This window comes from Gracilibacillus marinus, from assembly GCF_042651725.1.
GTDB lineage: Bacteria > Bacillota > Bacilli > Bacillales > Amphibacillaceae > Gracilibacillus > Gracilibacillus marinus.
In genome coordinates, this window is record NZ_JBHSDV010000001.1 from 1,092,749 (window position 1) to 1,112,085 (window position 19,337).

Here is a 19,337-nt window from a genome sequence, read left to right on the forward strand (position 1 = left end):
GGAGGGTTTTTTATGTTCAAAAAGAGAAAGCGGCTCTCTAACACGCCAAATAAACAAATGATATATATAGCTTTATTATTGTTTATCGTTAGTATGGTTGGAAGTATTCTGCTTGTTAACGAAGGAATAAAACCTGTTTTATTAGATTATGCCGAAGTAAGAGTAAAACAAATTGCCAATCAAGCCATGGGCATTGCTGTCAATAAAAAAATATCTGATGATTTGGATACATCACAACTAGTACAAACAAAAGTAGATGATGAAGGAAAAGTGGAGAATTACATATTTAATTCGATAGTGGAAAACCGTGTACAAAGAAATGTTCAATATCGTGTAGAAAACTTTCTGAAATTATTAGAGAAAGGGGATCGTCCTGAAACAGGTGTTCCATTAGAGGTGGAACTAGAATTAGATCCTTCAGAAAAAGAACTAATAGATGATATTCGTGAAAAAGGATTATTAATTGAAGTACCTTTAGGCCAAGCATTAGGTATCCCATTACTTGCGAATTTAGGTCCAAAAATTCCTATTAACATAGAAGTGATTGGCCATGTAGAAACACAAATTAAAAGTGAAATCGTAGAAACGGGTGTGAATGGTGCATTTATTAATATTGATGTACATGTCGCAGTAGAAATGAAAGTAGTCATTCCATTTGCATCAAGACCAGTTCGGATAGAACAAAATATCCCTGTAACAAAAGTTTTTGATCCAGGTGACGTACCTAATTATTATCAAAGTGGAGAAAGTAAGTCCAATTTCTCTGTCCCACTTCAACCATTTGAATAAATGGAATGGTTATACTCACATTTATGTAACAATTGTTAGAACAGACTAAATATTACCTTTGACAAATTGTTTGAAAATTCGATATAATTTCAAAGTTAACAATATTCGTAATAAGAGAAATGAATAAATAGTAGGTTTGTTTAAAATGTCGAGTAAACCTAGTAGGAACACTTATTCTTAATAAAATGAAAGGAGAAGGATTTTATGGAACAGCGATCACAGTGGGGATCACGAATGGGTTTTTTATTAGCAGCAATTGGATCAGCTGTTGGGTTAGGAAATATATGGCGTTTTCCTGCAACAGCATATGAAAATGGTGGAGGGGCGTTCTTTATTCCATATTTATTTGCATTACTAACAGCAGGTATCCCTTTATTAATTATGGAATACACTATTGGTCATAAATATCGTAGTTCTTCACCAAGAAGTTTTTCGAAAATAAGTAAAGGGATGGAATGGATTGGTTGGTGGCAAGTACTGATTTCTTTTGTTATTTCCACATATTATCCAATTATTATTGCCTGGGCAATAATGTATACGTACTATTCTATTGGTACGAAGTGGGGAGATGATACAACAAATTTCTTTGTGACAGATTTCTTATCATTGTCTGATCCAGGTGTTTTTGGATCGATTGTACCAAATGTCATGATTCCATTATTAATTGTTTGGCTTGTTGCATTTATTATCTTAGGAAAAGGAATTAAAAAAGGAATAGAAGTTGCCAATCGAATTTTTATCCCAACATTATTAATTGTTTTTATCTTTATTGTTATACGTGCATTAACATTACCAGGTGCACTTGATGGAGTGGATGCATTTTTTAAACCAGATTGGAGTAAAATCATGGATGGCTCTGTATGGGTAGCCGCATATGGTCAGATTTTCTTTAGTCTTTCGATTGCATTTGCAATTATGATTACTTATTCTTCTTATTTACCGAAAAAATCAGATATTACAAATAATGCATTTATTACAGGATTTGCAAACTCTTCTTTTGAATTGCTTGCAGGTATCGGAGTATTCGCTGTGCTAGGATTTATGGCACTGCAAACATCTCAACCAATTGATGAAGTAGTTAAAGGCGGAGTAGGGTTAGCGTTTATGGCATTCCCTGAAATTATTAATCAAATGCCGGCAGCGAGCTTATTTGGAGTCTTGTTCTTTGCGTCATTAGTATTAGCAGGGATTTCATCGATGATTTCTATTTCTGAAACATACATTTCAGCAGTGCAAGAGAAATTCTCTATTTCACGTAAGATGGCAGTTGCTTTTGGTGGAGGATTAGCATGTATCTTCTCGCTATTTTATGCAAATCAAGGTGGCTTAAACTTACTGGATACTGTAGATTATTTTATTAATAATTATGGTGTTGCGTTAGCAGGATTATTTGAAGTTGTAGCAATTGCTTGGTTTGCTCGTTCATTAAAAGATTTGCAGAACCACGCAGATGCAGTGTCAGATATTAAATTAGGTGTATGGTGGCGTTTTTGCTTAAGTGTTGTAACACCAGTCGTTCTTGGTTATATGATGCTTCAGAACTTAAAAACAGATCTATCAAGAGCATATGAAGGTTATCCAATTGAATTCCTATTTAGTTATGGATGGGTAGTAGCAATTGCAGTAATGTTCTTAGGTACATTAATTACATTAAAAAAATGGCCATCAAAAGAGAACCAATCATAAGGGAGGTTATGCTTCGTGTCGACAAGTTCTATTGTTATGGCAGTCATAGGTATAACAGTTATTTGGGGCGGCTTAATTGTAAGTATTATTAATGCCAAGCTTTCATCAAAATAAAAATGCTATGGTTAGAACCGAACTTGTTTACTTTATAAGTCAACAGGTTCGGTTCTTTTTTTGATAAAGAAATTCTATTGTGCTCTTTCCCATTTCTTCAAATATGGAAAAGGATCGAATGACCATTCATTCTTCCCATCGTCTTTATACATTCCGTAATGCAAGTGTGGTGGGAACTTTCCAGCAGTACCTGGAGGACCATAGCCACTAGAACCGACAGAACCAATAACTTGTCCAGCTTCTACGATATCCCCTACTTTTATGCCATCTGCAAATCCGTTTAGATGTGCATAGTAATGATATCTATTGTACATATCTCGAATACCAATACGCCAACCACCAAATCTATTCCAACCCTTTAATTCCACTACGCCAAATGTTGTTGCCCTTACTGGGGTCCCATAACTAGCAAAAATATCTGTCCCTTCATGTATTCTTCGACCGCCAAATCCACGAGCATCTCCCCAAGTATTTTTGTAGCTGTAATTATATCCTTTTGGTATTGGAAATGCGGTTTGATCAAAAGTCAACGTATGGTATTTTTTAATCATCGTTGCATAGTTAACAATGGACAAAACAGATAATTCTCGATGATAATAATTCCATAAAGCTGCTTTCATATCTTCTTCTGTGTGCCCATATCGTTGCAAATAGTTGGATATAGAATATAAGACATCGAGATCTGAATCTAATTCTGCTTTATTGTTGCCATCTCCATCACGACCTAGACCATTAAACAATTCCAAACTCAGTGAAAGGCTGTCTTCGTTATTTGGAGCGAACCCGAACCATTTTTCGGGTGGAACTTCGATATGGATAAGTCTATCTTCTTCTTGTTTACGAATATTTTTTTCGTAACGATTGATAGCTGCTAAATAATACCATGGAACAGATGTGATGAATTCCATTTGCTTAAATAAGTTAATTTTTTCTATGTCATCATCCACATTTTCTTCGGCATGTGCTATAGTAGAGAATAAGAAAAAGCAAAAAATAGCGATAATTATTGACTTAATTTTCAAAAATATTGCTCCCTTCATTGTATGTAAAAATAACTAATCTGAAATAGTAATACAACATGTTCATTATGAATCAAAAGGATAGAACACAAAATAGTACGAATGAGAAATGATATAGAACTGACTAGCACTAGTTTAAGTCAAACATTTCTATTTCATTCAAGTAACATATTCAAAAATAGGTAATTTTTGAGAAAGACAGGAGTGTGTAGGAATAGATGTTTGAAGTACAAGGAAGAACGTATGAAATGATAGAAAATTATAGAGATGGTTTCGATGAGAAGGCATTTAAAGAGCGATATAGTGATGTATTAAGTAAGTATGATTTTATTGTTGGGGATTGGGGATATGATCAATTAAGGTTAAAAGGATTTTATGATGATCAAAACGCAAAAGCAACATTTGATACAAAAATAAGTACACTAGAAGATTATTTGTATGAATATTGCAATTTTGGTTGTCGATATTTCATTGTAAAGCAAATGAAGAAATAGAAAAAGCGCCGGTGAATTGGAATCAATGAAATGTATACATTCGATACCATATTGTCAAGGCGCTTTCCACATTTTTACGGTTTATTGTAAGGTTTACGAACAACTTTATTTATATGCAGCTATAATTGGGCTAAGATATTTTTTAATGTCGTCTGCTTCCATTTCGTTGTACTGAAAAGTATGTTCTACATAATTGGGCTCTAATAATGTATCTAGTTGAATTTTAGAATATTTATTCGTGTTTAAATCTATTACTAACAAGTCTGGATGAAACAGTGGAGATTGGATAATAGCTAGATCAAAACGAATCGTATTCCCTATGAAACTAATCAGTCTTGTTTCACTATTTTGTTTCTCGTCTTTAATATAAGATAGTGTCAACTTCTTCACCTCTAATTCAAATTAATAAGTGTCTTACAGTACAGATACATCGTAGCAAAAAGTGAAAATACAGTAAAGTTTTAGCATTAATATATAAATAGAAAGGTGTTTTTACCATGTATTTTGTTGATATTCATCAATTAATGAATAAACTAGAATTTTTCTCTACTCAATTAGCAATGTCTAAGCGAATTTCTATTGATACGGAAATAAATAAGTTAGCACTTGAGCGTGTGACACATTTATTAATCGAGTCATTATTAGATATAGGGAACATGATGATTGATGGATTTGTGATGCGAGACCCAGGTAGTTATGCAGATATTATTTCTATATTGGTTGATGAGAATGTTCTTGAAAAGGAAGAAGAGGATGCATACCACTCATTAGTGCATCTAAGGAAATCCTTAATACAAGAATATGACAAAATTGACCATGAAGTGATTGTATCGACATTAAATGACAATCATACTTACTACAAGTCATTTGAGCAAAAAATTAAAACATATTTAGCTGACGAAATGGGTGTAGCGAACACTTTTCGTGAGTAGAGAATGGCGTTGTGACCTAATTCACATTGTGATTTGTTTTATTGTGTTTTAATGGATGTAGAAAATATTAAAATAGGGAGCGGTTTTTTATGCAACAATCAGTCATAACGGATAAATTTGGTAGAGTACTTCAAGATTTAAGAATATCAGTGACAGATCGTTGTAATTTCAGATGTAGGTATTGTATGCCTCGAGAAATCTTTGGAAAAGACTTTGCTTTCCTACCAAAAGAACATTTATTAACATTTGAAGAAATTGAGCGAATTGCTCAAGTATTTTTAAACTTAGGAGTTAAAAAAATACGTTTAACAGGTGGAGAGCCATTATTACGTAAAGATATCGCTTCATTAATTAATAGATTAAGTCAATTAACAGGATTAGAAGATATAGGCTTAACGACAAATGGAGTCTTGTTAGGTAAGATGGCGGTAAAATTAAAAGAAGCAGGTCTAAAACGTGTCAATGTCAGTTTAGATGCACTAGATGATGAAACATTTATGGCGATTAATGATAGTAATGTGAAGTCAAATAAGATATTAGAAAGTATCACATTAGCAAAAGAAGCAGGATTACATGTCAAAGTAAATATGGTCGTAAAAAAAGGTATGAATGATTATGAAATTGTGCCAATGGCTACCTATTTTAAAGAGCTTGGCGTTACATTACGATTCATTGAATTTATGGATGTGGGCCAATCAAATGGTTGGGATTTTAAACATGTGATTACGAAAAAAGAAATATTTGACAAACTAAGTGAAATCTATGAATTAGAACCTGTAAACCCTGATTATATTGGAGAAGTCGCTAAACGATATCGTTATAAAGGGACAAGTAGTGAAGTTGGATTCATTACTTCTGTTTCTGAATCATTTTGTTCTTCTTGTACCCGTGCACGTATTGCTGCAGATGGACACTTTTATACATGTTTGTTCGCAGGAACTGGGTTTAATTTGAAAGATATCATTCGTTCAGGGGTAAGCGACGATCAACTCGAACAAATTATTATACAACGTTGGAATCAACGTGAAGATCGATATTCTGATGAACGCACTGAGGAAACAGCAAAAAATCGCAAAAAAATAGAAATGTCATACATTGGTGGATAAAAATAGTAGGTGATGAGAATGCATACAGATTTAAGACGTTATCATCGTCAAATGATGTTTCAACATATTGGTGATAGTGGACAAGAAAAGTTGTTAGAAAAAAATGTACTTATTGTCGGTTGTGGAGCGCTAGGATCTTCCATTGCTGAGATGTTAGTGCGAGCAGGTGTTGGTAATTTAACGATTATAGATAGAGATTATGTAGATTTGACAAATTTACAAAGACAACACCTTTTCACTGAAGAAGATGTTTTGAATCATACACCGAAAGTAATCGCAGCGAAACAACAATTGAATAAAATTAATAGCCAAGTGAACATTGAAGCGGTTGTACTCGATGCAAATCCGAATTCACTGGAACCGTATTTAAATAATATCGATCTTGTAATGGATGCTACAGATAACTTTGATATAAGATTTGTTATTAATGACCTTTGTCAAAAATATGAGATTCCGTGGATATTTGGTGCATGTGTAGGAAGTGCTGGTATGTCGTATACGATCCTTCCAAAAAAAACACCTTGTATGGATTGTCTATTAAAGGTAACACCAATGTTTGGAGCGACATGTGACGCTGTCGGTGTGATTGGACCAGCAGTACAGGTGGTTGTTTCTTATCAAGTAACAGAAGCGTTGAAGCTATTAGTTGAAGCAAATGACAAGCTTCGAACAACATTAATTTTGTTTGATTTATGGCAAAATCAATTTCAATCGATTGATGTGACAAAAGCAAAAGATGCGAACTGCAAAAGCTGTGGCGATAATCAGACATATCCTTCATTAGATTACGCTAATCAACAGAAGGTTGCGGTACTTTGCGGCCGAGATACTGTTCAAATAAGAGGGAAACAATTCGAATTAAATGAATTAGCTATACATGTCCAAAAATTTGGCGAAATGGTAATGAATCCATTCCTTATTAGATTAAAATTAGAAGAACATGAAATGGTATTTTTCCAAGATGGCAGAGTATTTGTACATGGTACGAATTCCATTGCTTCTGCAAAGAAACTGTATTATCAAATAGTTGGTTAAAAGGATGAATGAAATGAACTTACATCGTAATCCAATTCCAGTAGAAGATGCAATAAATAAAGTGTTAGCTTGTCAGATAAAAGGAGATATAGAGCGGATTCCTTTAATGGATGCAGATAATCGCATTTTAAGTGAGGATCTAATCGCAGATCATGACGTCCCATTATTTGATCGTTCACCATATGATGGGTATGCGTTAATTGCTAATGATACAATAGATGCTTCATTACACAACCCAATCGTATTGGATGTTGTTGGTGCAATTGGTGCAGGTAGTGTCTATACGGAGCCACTACAACCGAGCCAAGCAATTAGAATAATGACAGGTGCTAAAATACCGACAAATGCGGATTGTGTCATTATGTTAGAAGACATTACCGAAGACTCACCTAGTCAAATCAAACTAATTAAGAAAATGAAAAAAAATCAAAATATCTCTTTTCAAGGAGAAGATGTAGCAAAAGGGACAGTCATTGTCAAAAAAGGGACAAAAATTAATCCAGGTATTGTTGCATTATTAGCTACATTTGGTTATAAGGACGTACCTGTATATAAAAGACCAGTTATTGGTGTAATGGCAACAGGTAGTGAGCTGATTGAAGTTGGTGAGCCATTAGAAGAAGGGAAAATTCGTAACAGCAATGCATATATGATTATTTCTCAAATAAAACGTGCTGGAGCGATTGCTAAGTATTATGGACAAGTTAGTGATGTATTAGAAGAATGTGTGGAACAGATGAAACGTGCATTGAATGAAGTAGATTTTCTTATAACAACAGGTGGTGTATCTGTTGGTGATTATGACTTGTTACCAGCAATCTATCAACAGATGGATGCAGAAGTATTATTTAATAAGGTAGCAATGCGACCAGGTAGTGTAACAACTGTCTCTACAATCAATGAGAAAATTTTGTTTGGTTTATCTGGGAATCCGTCTGCATGCTATGTTGGCTTTGAATTATTTGCAAAACCAATGATTGATACATACTTAGCAAAAGAATCGATAGGTTTAAAAATAGAAAAAGCGATTTTATCTGAATCGATTGACAAGAAAAATTCCTTTGATCGATTTATTAGAGGGAAGGCATATATGGAGAAAGGTCAACTTCATGTAAAATTATCTGGAAAAGATAAATCAAATATGGTGCATTCTTTAGCAGAAGCAAACTGTCTGATTCATTTACAAGCAGGTAGAGATGATTACAGAAAAGGTGCAGTAGTAGATATACGATTAATTGATGAGCTATATTAAGGAGAAGGATTGTCATGAAGTTATTCGAAATAGTAACTGAACCAATTAACACGAATGAACTGATACAGAAAGTAGAGAAAAGAGAAGCAGGGGCGATCACTACTTTTATCGGTACGGTTCGAGAATTTACAAATGGAAAACGAACGGTGTACTTAGAATATCAAGCATATGTCCCAATGGCAGAGAAAATGTTGGCGCAGATTGGAGAAGAAATCACATCTAAATGGGAGAATGCGATTGTTGCGATTACGCATAGAATTGGTAGTTTAGATATTGGAGAGGCTGCCGTAGTGATTGCAGTGTCATCGCCACATCGTAAAGCAGCGTATGAAGCGAATGAATATGCTATTGAGCGAATTAAGCAAATTGTACCAATATGGAAAAAAGAGATTTGGGAAGATGGACAAGAATGGATTGGTGACCAATTAGAAAAGACATCTTATCAAAATGGCTTACCAAAAATGGAGAAGGAATGAATAAAATGATTACAGTGTTATTATTTGCCCAATTACAAGAGCAATTACAAAAAGACAAGCTTCCATTAGAAATGGATAGGGTCTCTGTTCGCGAATTAAAAGAATACTTAAAAGAAGAATTTGGATTAGTTCGTGTAACAGAAGCAATGGTTGCAATAAATGAAGCATATGCACTCGAAGACGATGAGATAAAGTCAGGAGATATTGTAGCAATCATTCCACCAGTAAGTGGTGGATAAGGGGATACTGTCGAAAAGTGAGTGAATGTCATGTATGTGATTCAAATAGTAGGATTTAAGAACAGTGGAAAAACAACGCTAAGTATTCATCTTTTGAAATATTTCAAGGAAAAAGGTTTTCGGTGTGCAACAATCAAACATCATGGACATGGTGGAGAACCGGAATATCCAAGCAGTACAGATTCTAGTAAGACATTTGAAAATGGCGCAGAATTAAGTGCGGTATTAGGTGAGAATACAGTCCATCTCCAAGCGACGAACGATGTATTGGACGTTAAAAAGCTACTAGTTTTATACAAAGAATTAGGGGTAGAAATAGTAATTATAGAAGGATTTAAACAAGAGGCATTTGGAAAAATAGTGAGAATAAGAAATGATGATGATTGGAATAGGCTGAAGCATTTAAATAATATAAAAGCAGTGATTACCAATAATCCATCTAATCAAGAATTTGGTAACCATCTGCTATTTGATTCAGAAATACAATTAATTGAGTCTATATCAGATACGATTAATCAATTTTTTTATAATCATTAGTCAATATTACAAATTTCAATTGGACAATTCTCACAGCCTATTTCCTGACGTAAGAAATCTACATCTTTTACAATAATGTGTCCAGTTTTGTTTACATGAACAATGTCTAATTTACGCAATTCACTTAACATTCGATTCACACTTTCACGAGTAGCGGCACAGAAGTTAGCTAATTGTTGATTCGTCAAAGGCATTTCGATTAAAATACCGTCATTTGTTTGAATTCCGTAACTGTTTGTTAAACGAATTAATGTACTATAAAGAGCACCTTTCTTTCCGTTTAATAAGAGGTCGCGAATCTTTGATTGAAATATTCGCATATGGTTACTTACCCATCTCATAAATTCAAATGTTAATGCACCATCTTTAATTAGTGCTTTTTCGAGTAAATCTCTATTAATTACTAATACTTCTCCTGATGTCAATACTCGTGCACTTAGTAAGTATTTTGCTTCATCACTAAATAATGTTAACTCGCCAATTAAATCATTCATTTTACATATACGTAACGTAAGTTCTTTACCGTCCGCAGTAAGTTTTTCAATTTGAATGATACCAGATTTCAGAATATATATTTCATTCGCATCCATACCTTCTTGAAATAAGAAGGTGTTTTTATACGTTTTTTTCGTGTGACTAATGGATTCTAATAATGCTCTTAATTCACTTGAGATTTTATCTTCATGTCTTTGGTGCACAATTTTCTTAACAGGTTGCATAAATGAACCCTCCATTATATTGCATATTTATATAAATTAGTGAGAATTAAGTATTTTAAATACATGTTTTATATGTTCATCTTATCATATTATCCTTATCTTTAATCATTAATAAATAAACAGATTTGTTACATAATAGTGAATATTTTGTGAAAGGTGATACGAATGGAAATAAAGGGTGTTATTATAGCGGGAGGGGAATCTAGTCGATTCGGTACTCCTAAGGCATTTGCAACATGGAAAAATCAATTTTTTTATCAACATATGATTCGTGTGTTACAATCAATCACAACAGATATTTATATTTTATCGAAAAAAGATCAGATAAATTGTTATCCATCTCCTGTCTCTGTCCTTGTGGATGATGAGAGATTTAAAGGAATGGGACCGTTGGCGGGATTGTATACTGCAATGGATCAGTTAGAAGCAGAATGGTATGTCGTATTACCTATAGATATGCCATTACTACATGAATCGATTTTATATAAGCTTACAGATCATATAAATCCTGAAATGGATGCAGTCGTTGCAAAAGTTTGTGACGATATTCAACCATTAGTTGCTATTTACAACAGAAGGGTAAAAAGGCATATTTATGAAATGCTCACAAATGACAATAGAGCAATGTATCAATTATTAAAAAGGTTACAAGTACACTATATCCCATTTACAAAGAAAGAGGAAGTGTTTTTTAAGAATATTAATACGACTGAAGAGCTTCACACAATAAGCAAGACGGAGTGACATATGCATGAATAGAGTGAGACGAACATTTTGGGTGATTGGTGGAAGTATTAGCCTTCTATTAGGAATTATCGGTATTGTTATTCCACTGTTACCAACAACACCATTAGTCATTTTAGCAGGGTTCTGTTTTGGTAAATCCTCTCCAAAATTGCATCATTGGATTGAAACAAATCGCTATTTTGGTAAGTACATTCAAGAATATCAAAAAGGAAATGGTGTGCCACTTAATATTAAATTATTTGCTATTAGCATTGTATGGATTGGGATACTTAGTACGTTATGGATTATCCCACTTATTCTAGTAAAGATAACAATGATACTTATAGCATGTGGTGTCACGATATTTATCCTTACATCACCATTATTAAAAGAAAAAGAAATAAACAAACAAGATATATAAGTAGAGAAAGGTAAGCATAAAAACCCACGGAAAGGAGAACAGACAAGCCGAAGCGGTTGCAAGCACATATTTAGAAGGAAAATTAAGTCACATTTCATTTTCATCCTAAATATATAAAAGCCCAAACGATTCGATTATTAGCTTTTGAATCGTTTGGGCTTTTGTACTTTAAGCTTTTGTATTGTCATTCATCGTCTATACTGTGGTCATTTACTGCTCCGTGTGCAAGTCTTGACGATGCGGCAGCTGCGATTGCACCGACAATATCATCTAAAAATGTGTGACAATCTCCGTCTGATTTGTCATTAAGTTTTTTGAGTATGCCTGGCTTTACCTTGTCTATATACCCATAATTTGTGAAGCCGATAGAGCCATAAACATTCACAATAGATAATGCAATGACTTCATCAATCCCGTATAGACTTTCATCTGTTGCGATAATTTCTTGTAATGGGGAAGATAATTTTTTCTGTTCTGCTAAAATATCTAATTCAATCCCTGTTAGAATCGCATTTTGGACTTCACGCTTCATTAAAACCCGATCTACATTCTCATAACATGCTTCCATCGTTAGATTTTCTTGATACTTGTTTTGTAAATAATATACTAATTCAGCAATATCCTCAATCTCAACACCACGTTCTTTCAGCAATTGACGTGCCCTTACTTCTAGTTCTGATTTTGACATTTGCTCACATCCTATATTTTCATTATTCTAACTCAGTTGACATATATTATTATACCAGAAAAAAATGATTATACGTGAAGGAGGCAATTTGTATGCATCCGTTATTCTTACATTACCCTATTCACACGCCGAGTAAACAGGTTGCGGAACACCCTTATCCGACATATACAGATAATGAATATCATTACTTTATTATTCCTGTTACCTTTTCAGAAGAAGAGGCTTGGGAAAAATACTTTATTGCAAAACATTTTCATGAGTATGATGTAGCGAATGTGCTTTGTCCAATTCAAAATGTACATAATCAGTTTATTACATCGATTGGTAAAGAAACATTTATGCTCTATTATGCGAGAGAGTCTGAATTACATCAAATGTCAATTGGTAAACAACTTGCGATATTTCATAGAATTGGTCAGCTTTTTCCTTATAAAGTAGAGTCCATTAACAATTATGGTAATTGGAAAGAATTGTGGATTCAAAAGGTCGATCAATATGAACAACTTTTCAAAACATATTACCAACATAAACCAACACCACCATTCATGCGTGAACTAGTCGATTATTTTCCATATATAATAGGTATATCCGAAAATGCGATTCAATATATGAATCTTGTGATGAAAGAAAGAAATTATAACGAATTCGATCAACCTGTACTTGCTTATGCTCGTTTATCTAATCAATTACAAGAACCATATATTTGGACGCATCGTCTTATCTATGATCATCCTGCAAGAGATATAGCGGAATATTTAAGACCAATGTTGTGTGAACAGGATGGGATTAATCATCCAACTATACAAGCATTTTTAAAAGATTATCTATCTATTTGCCAACCATCACCGTTCAGTTGGAAAATGGTATTTGCAAGGCTGCTCTTTCCTATTCATTTGTATGATGCGATGGACGAATGTGTTAGGTTAAATTATAGTGACACTCCATTAGGCAAAATAGAAGAAATGCAAATTCATTATGAAAAAAATTTACAAACATTTTTTTATCAAATTGGCATTGATATATCTAAAGAAAGTGTTATACAATTAGATTGGTTAATGAATTAAGTGCAAAGGATGCATCATCCGAAGCAGGATGCATGCATTTTTTTCTTTATAGATAGGCAAATGGGTATTGATAAACAGGAAAGAGACATGTATAATGTCCACTATACACAAACAATTGTTTTCGCAAAACATACAAATAGGGGGAGGCAATCGAATGAGTCAAGTGAATGTAGGCCTTTGTGGATTAGGCACTGTTGGTACAGGTGTGGTAAAAATATTAAAGGATCATGCCGAAGAGATTAAATATAAGGTTGGCAGTGAAATTAATATAAAAAAAATCTTAGTATCTGATATAAATAAGAAACGTGATATTTCTATTAAAAAAGAATGGTTAACAACAGATCCAGAAGAACTGGTTAACAATGCAGAAATTGATATCATTATTGAAGTAATGGGCGGCATTGAAGATACAAATATATTATTAGAGAAAGCCATTCGTAATAAAAAGCATATTGTCACAGCTAATAAAGATTTAATGGCAATACATGGTCAAACACTATTGCGTTTAGCGAAAGAAAATAAATGTGATATTTTCTATGATGCAAGTGTTGCTGGTGGAATCCCAATTATTCGTTCATTAACAGAGGGTCTTGCTTCTGATAAAATTCAGAAAATTATGGGGATTGTGAATGGTACAACAAATTATATCTTAACGAAGATGACAGATGAAGACTTAGCATTTGAGCCTGTGTTAAAAGAAGCGCAAGATTTAGGCTTTGCTGAAGCTGATCCAACATCAGATGTAGATGGACTAGATGCTGCAAGAAAAATGACGCTTTTAGCTAACTTAGCATTTAAAATGGAAATTGGGTTAGAAGATGTTGAAGTATCTGGAATTCGTACAATTTCTCAAGAAGATATTACTTTTGCGACAAGCTTAGGGTATACTATTAAATTAATAGGGATTGCTTCCATTCATCACGGAAAAGTCGAAGTAAGTGTCGAACCAACATTGTTACCAAAAGACCATCCATTAGCATTAGTAAAGAATGAAATGAATGCAGTATATGTATATGGAGAAGCAGTTGGGGAGACAATGTTCTATGGACCAGGAGCTGGTAGTTTACCAACAGCGACTGCTGTAGTTTCTGACTTGATGGAAGTTGTGAAAAATATCCGCTTAGGTATTACAGGTAATGATTACATTACACCACAATACGAAAAGCAATTAAAAGAAAATGACGAGAAATATATGCAATACTTTATTCGTATGGAAGTAGATGACACTGCAGGTACATTCCAGAAAATCACAAATGTGTTCACAGATGAGAATATAAGTTTTGCAAAAATTCTACAATTACCATCTGAAAAAGAACATACTGCTGAAATTGTCATGATTACGCATAAAATAAGTAAGCAACAATTAATGAATAGTAAAGAAAATCTAAAAGGATTAGACGTAGTAAATCGTATTATCAGTTATTATCGCGTCGATGGGGAGGACTAATAAATGGCTTGGCAAGGATTATTACACGAGTACAAACAATATTTACCGATTAATGAAAATACACCAATGATTAGTTTGCATGAGGGGAACACACCTTTAATCAAACTTGAGAAATTATCAAAGAAATATGGTATTCATGCATATGCAAAATACGAAGGTTTAAATCCCACTGGTTCATTCAAAGACCGTGGAATGGTAATGGCAATGGCAAAGGCTCTAGAAGATGGTGCAAAAGCTGTTATCTGTGCTTCTACTGGTAACACATCTGCATCTGCAGCTGCGTTTGCTGCGCGTGCAGGAGTACGTTGTATTGTTGTTATTCCAGAAGGGAAAATTGCACAAGGTAAGCTCGCGCAAGCAGTTATGTATGGGGCTGAAATTTATTCGATTCAAGGGAACTTTGATGATGCACTGAAAATCGTTCGTAAACTTGGGGAAACTGGTGAAGTGGCATTAGTTAACTCTGTTAATCCATATCGTATTGAAGGACAAAAAACTGCTGCATTTGAAGTTGTAGATGCATTAGGAAAAGCACCTGAATACTTATTTATTCCAGTTGGCAATGCGGGTAATATTACAGCATATTGGAAAGGATTTAAGGAGTACAATGAATTAAAACAATCTGGTTTACCGAAAATGATGGGATTTGAAGCGAGTGGTGCAGCAGCAATTGTTCATGATCGTGTCTTTGAAAATCCAGAAACAGTAGGTACAGCAATTCGTATCGGTAACCCTGCAAGTTGGCAAGGTGCTGTGAATGCACGTGATGAATCTAATGGAGAAATCGATGAAATTACAGATGAAGAAATGATTGCAGCATATAAATGGGTAGCACAAAATGAAGGTGTGTTTGCAGAGCCTGCTTCATGTGCGTCTATTGCTGGATTACTTAAAAAATTAGAACAAGGTAAAGTAGAAAAAGGTGCAACTGTTGTAACAGTACTTACTGGAAATGGACTAAAAGATCCGAATACGGCAATTGATTATAGTGAAGTAAAACCAACAGTGCTTCCAAATGAAGAGGAAGTCGTAATGAACGAGATTTTAGGTAGTGTGAAGGCATGAATTGGAAAATAAAAGTTCCTTCAAGTACATCTAATTTAGGTGCTGGATTTGATTCCATTGGGTTAGCACTCAATTTATATTTAGAATTAGATGTAACAATAAGCGAGGAGTGGGAGTTCGTTCCTACTTCTGCTTGTTTAGAGGGAATACCAAGTGGTAAAGAAAATTTAGTCTATCAGATTGTAGAACAAGTTGCGGAGAAGTATGGAAAAAAAGAAGAATTAAAACCTTGTTATGTAGAAATGAAAAGTGAAATACCTTTAGCTCGAGGTTTGGGAAGTAGTGCTACTGCCATTATTGCAGGAATCGAGTTAGCAGATCTTTTATTAAATTTAGACTTAACCAAAGATGAGAAATTACAAATTGCAACAGATATTGAAGGACATCCGGATAATGTAGCACCATCATTATTAGGTGGTTGTATAATTGGGCACTATGATGGAGAAGTGCAATATACGAAGATACCTGTAAAGGGTGTAACGTTTGTTGCTGTTATTCCTGATTTTGAATTAAAAACAAAAGATGCTCGTGCAGTATTACCAACTCAATTTAGTTATCAAGAGAGTGTACAGGCAAGTAGTGTGGCAAATGTGAGTGTTGCTGCAATTTGCCAAGGTAAATGGTATTTGTTAGGGGAAATGATGCAAAAAGATCATTTTCACCAACCATTTCGTAAGTCATTAATTCCACATTATGATGAACTGACAACATATTTGCGTTCGCAAGCATATGGTGTATTCCTTAGTGGTGCTGGACCGACAATGATTGCAATTGTAGATGACAAAAATGTGTTTAGTGCATTGAAGCAATGGAAAAGTGATTACCCATCATACCAGTGGCTTTCATTACAAGTGGAGAATGCTGGAGTATTCGTTGATCGAATTAAAAGTGAAGTATAATAAATAAAAAGTAAATCCTATCGAAATTGATAGGATTTACTTTTTATATTTTGTTAATAGCTATATTTAGCATTAGAATTTTAAAAAACTTGTTCTATTTCTCTTACACCAGGAACTTCTGCCATCAGAGCACGTTCAATTCCTGCTTTTAAAGTGATGGTAGAACTTGGACAGTTCCCACATGCGCCCATTAGTCGCAAACGAACAATGCCATCTTCTACATCTACTAATTCTACATCTCCACCGTCTCTTAATAAAAATGGACGTAATTTATTCAAAACTTCTTGTACTTGTTCCATTTGTTGCTCCATCTCATCTACCCCTTTCCAATCTACATCTATTATAAATGCATGCAGTAATTCGAGCTATGCAATTCGTCACATTTGATAATCATTCTCTCTCTTATATTTTAGCGTGTCACTACAGTTTTGTAAATAAAAGAGTGCTAGTTTATAATGAGGAACAAGGAAGTTTGTGATAAACTGAGAGGTAGAAGCTTTTAAAGGTGTGATAACATGGATGTTCAAGTAAATGTTGCTTTTTGTGTAAAGAACTTGGCAAAAGGAACTGAACAAGTAAGACAAGAGTTAATAAAAGATCCGGATTTTAGAGTGGCGGAATATGGCTGTACTAGTTTTTGTGGGATCTGTCGCAATTATTTTGTTGCGATTGTGAATGGGAATCCGGTCACTGCTGATTCACCAGATGAGCTGGTTGATGAAGTATATGCGTATGTAGATGAAGTAATTTTTAAAGATAGATGAGGAGTTTGTTTATGAAAATACCTTTTACTAAAATGCATGGATTAGGAAATAGTTATATTTTTATTAATGTATTCGATTATGCAATAAAAGAAGAATACCTCCATGATCTTGCAATTGCCGTTGCGGATAAAGATTTCGGAATTGGCTCTGATGGATTAATTCTTATACATCCTACAGATATTGCAGATGTAGGTATGAGAATTTTTAATAATGACGGTTCAGAAGGGAAAAATTGTGGAAATGGCTTACGATGTGTCGCGAAGTTTGCTTATGAAAATAATCTTGTCAAGAAGAAACAATTTACGATTGAGACAAAAGCGGGAAATGTTGTAGCAGAAGTACATGGTGATCGAACTTTGATAAATGAAGTAACAGTGAACATGGGAAAACCACACTTGCTTCGTGAAACCATTCCAATGGAAGGTGCGAAAGGGGAAACCGTAATTGCAGAACCTTTTACTATTGGTACAGAGCATTTAGCTGTAACCACTGTATCGATGGGGAATCCGCACGCGGTATTTTTCGTTGATGAGATAAATGAAGCACCACTTACGACTTTAGGACCATTAATTGAAAAAGATGCTAGATTTCCTGAAGGTGTCAATGTGGAGTTCATCGAAAAAGTGAATGACAAAGAAATTCATTTCCGTGTATGGGAAAGAGGTTCAGGTGTAACACAAGCATGTGGTACGGGTGCATGTGCGTCGGTTGTTGCAAGTGTATTAAATGAAAAGCTAGCCAAAGGGCAAGAAATCACTGTACATTTAGCTGGTGGCGATTTATACATTACATGGGATGAAGAAGATATCGTATGGATGCGAGGAAAAGCAGAAACAACTATTGAAGGAATTTTTTATTGGGAGCAAAACAATTGAATGTTGAGGAAGTCTTTTTGTATACTTAACATACAATTAGAAAAAGGAGTTTTTTTCTATGATTATTACGATTACAGATAACGCAAGGCATCAAATTGAAGAAATGATGAAAGAAGAGGAACAAGATGTAAAGTTACGCTTTGGTGTAAAAGGTGGAGGGTGTAGTGGATTATCCTATTCCCTTGGATTTGAACAAGAGATGAACGATGAATTAGATCAAATGGAAGTTACAAATGGAATTCCAGTTTTGATCAAAAAGTTTGATATTGATGTCATTAAAGGAACGACAATAGATTTTAAACAAAACATGATGGGTGGCGGATTTACTATTGATAATCCAAATGCGATTGTATCATGTGGATGTGGTTCGTCTTTTAAAGCGAAAGAAAGAGAAGGAACACCAGAGAGTTGTTAAACTATAATGAATGAGAAAACTAGTGGAGCTAACGTTCTGCTAGTTTTTTCTTTACATAAAAATGAGTATGGTATACACTATAATTTGTCGTTATTTACCTAGGTAAATAATTATCTATATTTTTACAGAGTGAGTAAAAGTTATTTGAGATGTGCGGGGTGTGACGTTATGGATACAAGTGATTTATTTCATTTGTTTAATCAAAAACAGCGTTTGTTCATGAAAGAACTGAATGCATGTATAGAACCATTTGGACTATTTGCCTCCCAATGGACCATTGTTTATACCATTTATCAACATGGGAAGATGACGCAAACCGATTTATGGAAGTATTTAGAAGTGGAAGCTCCAACGACTACAAGAACATTGAAGAGGATGGAAGACAGTGGTTGGATTGTAAGAGAAATGGGCAATGACAAAAGAGAAAGAATTGTAGAGTTAACACCAAAAGCAAAAGAAAGCTATTCTTCTATCATGAAGGAAATTAAAAGAATGGAACAAAACTTTCTTCAGCAATTTCAGGAAGAAGAGATACAACAATTACATCATTTGTTAAACAAACTAGGATAGAAAGA

Annotated in this window: 26 protein-coding genes; 21 read left to right on the forward strand and 5 right to left on the reverse strand. The window is 34.2% G+C overall.

Annotated features, from left to right (window positions below):
* Positions 1-12 precede the first annotated feature (12 nt).
* From yunB to ACFOZ1_RS04870, 3 genes are all read left to right on the forward strand, one after another.
* Complete coding sequence (gene yunB, locus ACFOZ1_RS04860) at positions 13-789, forward strand: sporulation protein YunB (protein WP_390196533.1); 777 nt, start codon at positions 13-15, stop codon at positions 787-789.
* Positions 790-993: 204 nt separating this feature from the next.
* Positions 994-2,475 carry a sodium-dependent transporter gene (locus ACFOZ1_RS04865; protein WP_390196536.1) on the forward strand — a complete coding sequence of 494 codons (1,482 nt, stop codon included), beginning with the start codon at positions 994-996 and terminating at the stop codon, positions 2,473-2,475.
* Between the two features lie 15 nt (positions 2,476-2,490).
* On the forward strand, positions 2,491-2,589 hold the full coding sequence (locus ACFOZ1_RS04870) for a methionine/alanine import family NSS transporter small subunit (protein ID WP_390196538.1): 99 nt from the start codon (positions 2,491-2,493) through the stop codon (positions 2,587-2,589).
* Between the two features lie 74 nt (positions 2,590-2,663).
* Here the strand turns inward: ACFOZ1_RS04870 and ACFOZ1_RS04875 are convergent, their stop codons facing one another.
* A complete protein-coding gene (locus tag ACFOZ1_RS04875) occupies positions 2,664-3,605 on the reverse strand; it encodes a M23 family metallopeptidase (RefSeq protein ID WP_390198061.1) in 942 nt (313 codons plus the stop codon).
* Between the two features lie 221 nt (positions 3,606-3,826).
* Between ACFOZ1_RS04875 and ACFOZ1_RS04880 the strand changes: the two genes are divergently transcribed.
* A complete protein-coding gene (locus ACFOZ1_RS04880) occupies positions 3,827-4,102 on the forward strand; it encodes a YutD family protein (RefSeq protein WP_390196541.1) in 276 nt (91 codons plus the stop codon).
* A 105-nt stretch (positions 4,103-4,207) separates the two neighbouring features.
* Here the strand turns inward: ACFOZ1_RS04880 and ACFOZ1_RS04885 are convergent, their stop codons facing one another.
* A complete protein-coding gene (locus ACFOZ1_RS04885; RefSeq protein WP_390196543.1) occupies positions 4,208-4,492 on the reverse strand; it encodes an SAV0927 family protein in 285 nt (94 codons plus the stop codon).
* A gap of 107 nt (positions 4,493-4,599) precedes the next feature.
* Between ACFOZ1_RS04885 and ACFOZ1_RS04890 the strand changes: the two genes are divergently transcribed.
* The 7 genes from ACFOZ1_RS04890 (at position 4,600) to mobB (ending at position 9,679) form a co-directional block, all read left to right on the forward strand.
* The gene (locus tag ACFOZ1_RS04890; protein WP_390196544.1) at positions 4,600-5,034 is read left to right on the forward strand and encodes a DUF86 domain-containing protein; all 435 of its coding nucleotides are present in this window, start codon (positions 4,600-4,602) and stop codon (positions 5,032-5,034) included.
* Between the two features lie 89 nt (positions 5,035-5,123).
* The gene (moaA, locus tag ACFOZ1_RS04895; RefSeq protein ID WP_390196547.1) at positions 5,124-6,140 is read left to right on the forward strand and encodes a GTP 3',8-cyclase MoaA; all 1,017 of its coding nucleotides are present in this window, start codon (positions 5,124-5,126) and stop codon (positions 6,138-6,140) included.
* Between the two features lie 18 nt (positions 6,141-6,158).
* Positions 6,159-7,175 (forward strand): ThiF family adenylyltransferase, encoded by a 1,017-nt coding sequence (locus ACFOZ1_RS04900; RefSeq protein WP_390196550.1) that lies wholly within the window; start codon positions 6,159-6,161, stop codon positions 7,173-7,175.
* A gap of 13 nt (positions 7,176-7,188) precedes the next feature.
* Positions 7,189-8,427 (forward strand): molybdopterin molybdotransferase MoeA, encoded by a 1,239-nt coding sequence (locus ACFOZ1_RS04905; RefSeq protein ID WP_390196553.1) that lies wholly within the window; start codon positions 7,189-7,191, stop codon positions 8,425-8,427.
* Positions 8,428-8,441: 14 nt separating this feature from the next.
* Positions 8,442-8,903 carry a molybdenum cofactor biosynthesis protein MoaE gene (locus tag ACFOZ1_RS04910; protein WP_390196556.1) on the forward strand — a complete coding sequence of 154 codons (462 nt, stop codon included), beginning with the start codon at positions 8,442-8,444 and terminating at the stop codon, positions 8,901-8,903.
* Positions 8,904-8,908: 5 nt separating this feature from the next.
* Positions 8,909-9,142: a molybdopterin converting factor subunit 1 gene (gene moaD / locus ACFOZ1_RS04915; RefSeq protein WP_390196559.1), complete on the forward strand. Its 234-nt coding sequence runs from the start codon at positions 8,909-8,911 to the stop codon at positions 9,140-9,142.
* A 30-nt stretch (positions 9,143-9,172) separates the two neighbouring features.
* Positions 9,173-9,679, forward strand: a complete 507-nt coding sequence (mobB, locus tag ACFOZ1_RS04920) for a molybdopterin-guanine dinucleotide biosynthesis protein B (RefSeq protein WP_390196561.1) — start codon at positions 9,173-9,175, stop codon at positions 9,677-9,679.
* Here mobB and ACFOZ1_RS04925 read toward each other — a convergent pair.
* Entirely contained in the window at positions 9,676-10,398 is a 723-nt protein-coding gene (locus tag ACFOZ1_RS04925; RefSeq protein WP_390196563.1) for a Crp/Fnr family transcriptional regulator, read from the reverse strand. The two genes, mobB and ACFOZ1_RS04925, sit on opposite strands and share 4 nt — an antisense overlap.
* A gap of 165 nt (positions 10,399-10,563) precedes the next feature.
* Between ACFOZ1_RS04925 and mobA the strand changes: the two genes are divergently transcribed.
* Both mobA and ACFOZ1_RS04935 read left to right on the forward strand, forming a co-directional pair.
* Complete coding sequence (gene mobA, locus ACFOZ1_RS04930) at positions 10,564-11,142, forward strand: molybdenum cofactor guanylyltransferase (protein ID WP_390196566.1); 579 nt, start codon at positions 10,564-10,566, stop codon at positions 11,140-11,142.
* Positions 11,143-11,149: 7 nt separating this feature from the next.
* A complete protein-coding gene (locus ACFOZ1_RS04935; protein WP_390196569.1) occupies positions 11,150-11,545 on the forward strand; it encodes a YbaN family protein in 396 nt (131 codons plus the stop codon).
* A gap of 184 nt (positions 11,546-11,729) precedes the next feature.
* Here ACFOZ1_RS04935 and ACFOZ1_RS04940 read toward each other — a convergent pair whose 3' ends face one another.
* Positions 11,730-12,233 (reverse strand): phosphatidylglycerophosphatase A family protein, encoded by a 504-nt coding sequence (locus ACFOZ1_RS04940; RefSeq protein WP_390196571.1) that lies wholly within the window; start codon positions 12,231-12,233, stop codon positions 11,730-11,732.
* 92 nt (positions 12,234-12,325) lie between these two features.
* On the opposite strand from ACFOZ1_RS04940, the gene ACFOZ1_RS04945 reads away from it, so the two are divergent.
* The 4 genes from ACFOZ1_RS04945 (at position 12,326) to thrB (ending at position 16,708) form a co-directional block, all read left to right on the forward strand.
* Positions 12,326-13,297, forward strand: a complete 972-nt coding sequence (locus tag ACFOZ1_RS04945; RefSeq protein WP_390196574.1) for a protein kinase family protein — start codon at positions 12,326-12,328, stop codon at positions 13,295-13,297.
* A 154-nt stretch (positions 13,298-13,451) separates the two neighbouring features.
* Positions 13,452-14,744 carry a homoserine dehydrogenase gene (locus tag ACFOZ1_RS04950; RefSeq protein ID WP_390196577.1) on the forward strand — a complete coding sequence of 431 codons (1,293 nt, stop codon included), beginning with the start codon at positions 13,452-13,454 and terminating at the stop codon, positions 14,742-14,744.
* 3 nt (positions 14,745-14,747) lie between these two features.
* On the forward strand, positions 14,748-15,809 hold the full coding sequence (gene thrC, locus ACFOZ1_RS04955) for a threonine synthase (protein WP_390196580.1): 1,062 nt from the start codon (positions 14,748-14,750) through the stop codon (positions 15,807-15,809).
* Positions 15,806-16,708, forward strand: a complete 903-nt coding sequence (gene thrB, locus ACFOZ1_RS04960) for a homoserine kinase (protein ID WP_390196582.1) — start codon at positions 15,806-15,808, stop codon at positions 16,706-16,708. The genes thrC and thrB overlap by 4 nt, the downstream gene beginning before the upstream one ends.
* Before the next feature lie 80 nt (positions 16,709-16,788).
* Here thrB and ACFOZ1_RS04965 read toward each other — a convergent pair whose 3' ends face one another.
* On the reverse strand, positions 16,789-17,019 hold the full coding sequence (locus ACFOZ1_RS04965; protein ID WP_390196583.1) for a NifU family protein: 231 nt from the start codon (positions 17,017-17,019) through the stop codon (positions 16,789-16,791).
* 204 nt (positions 17,020-17,223) lie between these two features.
* Between ACFOZ1_RS04965 and ACFOZ1_RS04970 the strand changes: the two genes are divergently transcribed.
* From ACFOZ1_RS04970 to ACFOZ1_RS04985, 4 genes are all read left to right on the forward strand, one after another.
* The gene (locus tag ACFOZ1_RS04970) at positions 17,224-17,472 is read left to right on the forward strand and encodes a DUF1450 domain-containing protein (RefSeq protein WP_390196584.1); all 249 of its coding nucleotides are present in this window, start codon (positions 17,224-17,226) and stop codon (positions 17,470-17,472) included.
* An 11-nt stretch (positions 17,473-17,483) separates the two neighbouring features.
* On the forward strand, positions 17,484-18,347 hold the full coding sequence (gene dapF / locus ACFOZ1_RS04975) for a diaminopimelate epimerase (protein WP_390196586.1): 864 nt from the start codon (positions 17,484-17,486) through the stop codon (positions 18,345-18,347).
* Between the two features lie 58 nt (positions 18,348-18,405).
* On the forward strand, positions 18,406-18,762 hold the full coding sequence (locus ACFOZ1_RS04980) for a HesB/IscA family protein (protein WP_390196587.1): 357 nt from the start codon (positions 18,406-18,408) through the stop codon (positions 18,760-18,762).
* Positions 18,763-18,930: 168 nt separating this feature from the next.
* On the forward strand, positions 18,931-19,332 hold the full coding sequence (locus ACFOZ1_RS04985; RefSeq protein WP_390196590.1) for a MarR family winged helix-turn-helix transcriptional regulator: 402 nt from the start codon (positions 18,931-18,933) through the stop codon (positions 19,330-19,332).
* Positions 19,333-19,337 lie beyond the last annotated feature (5 nt).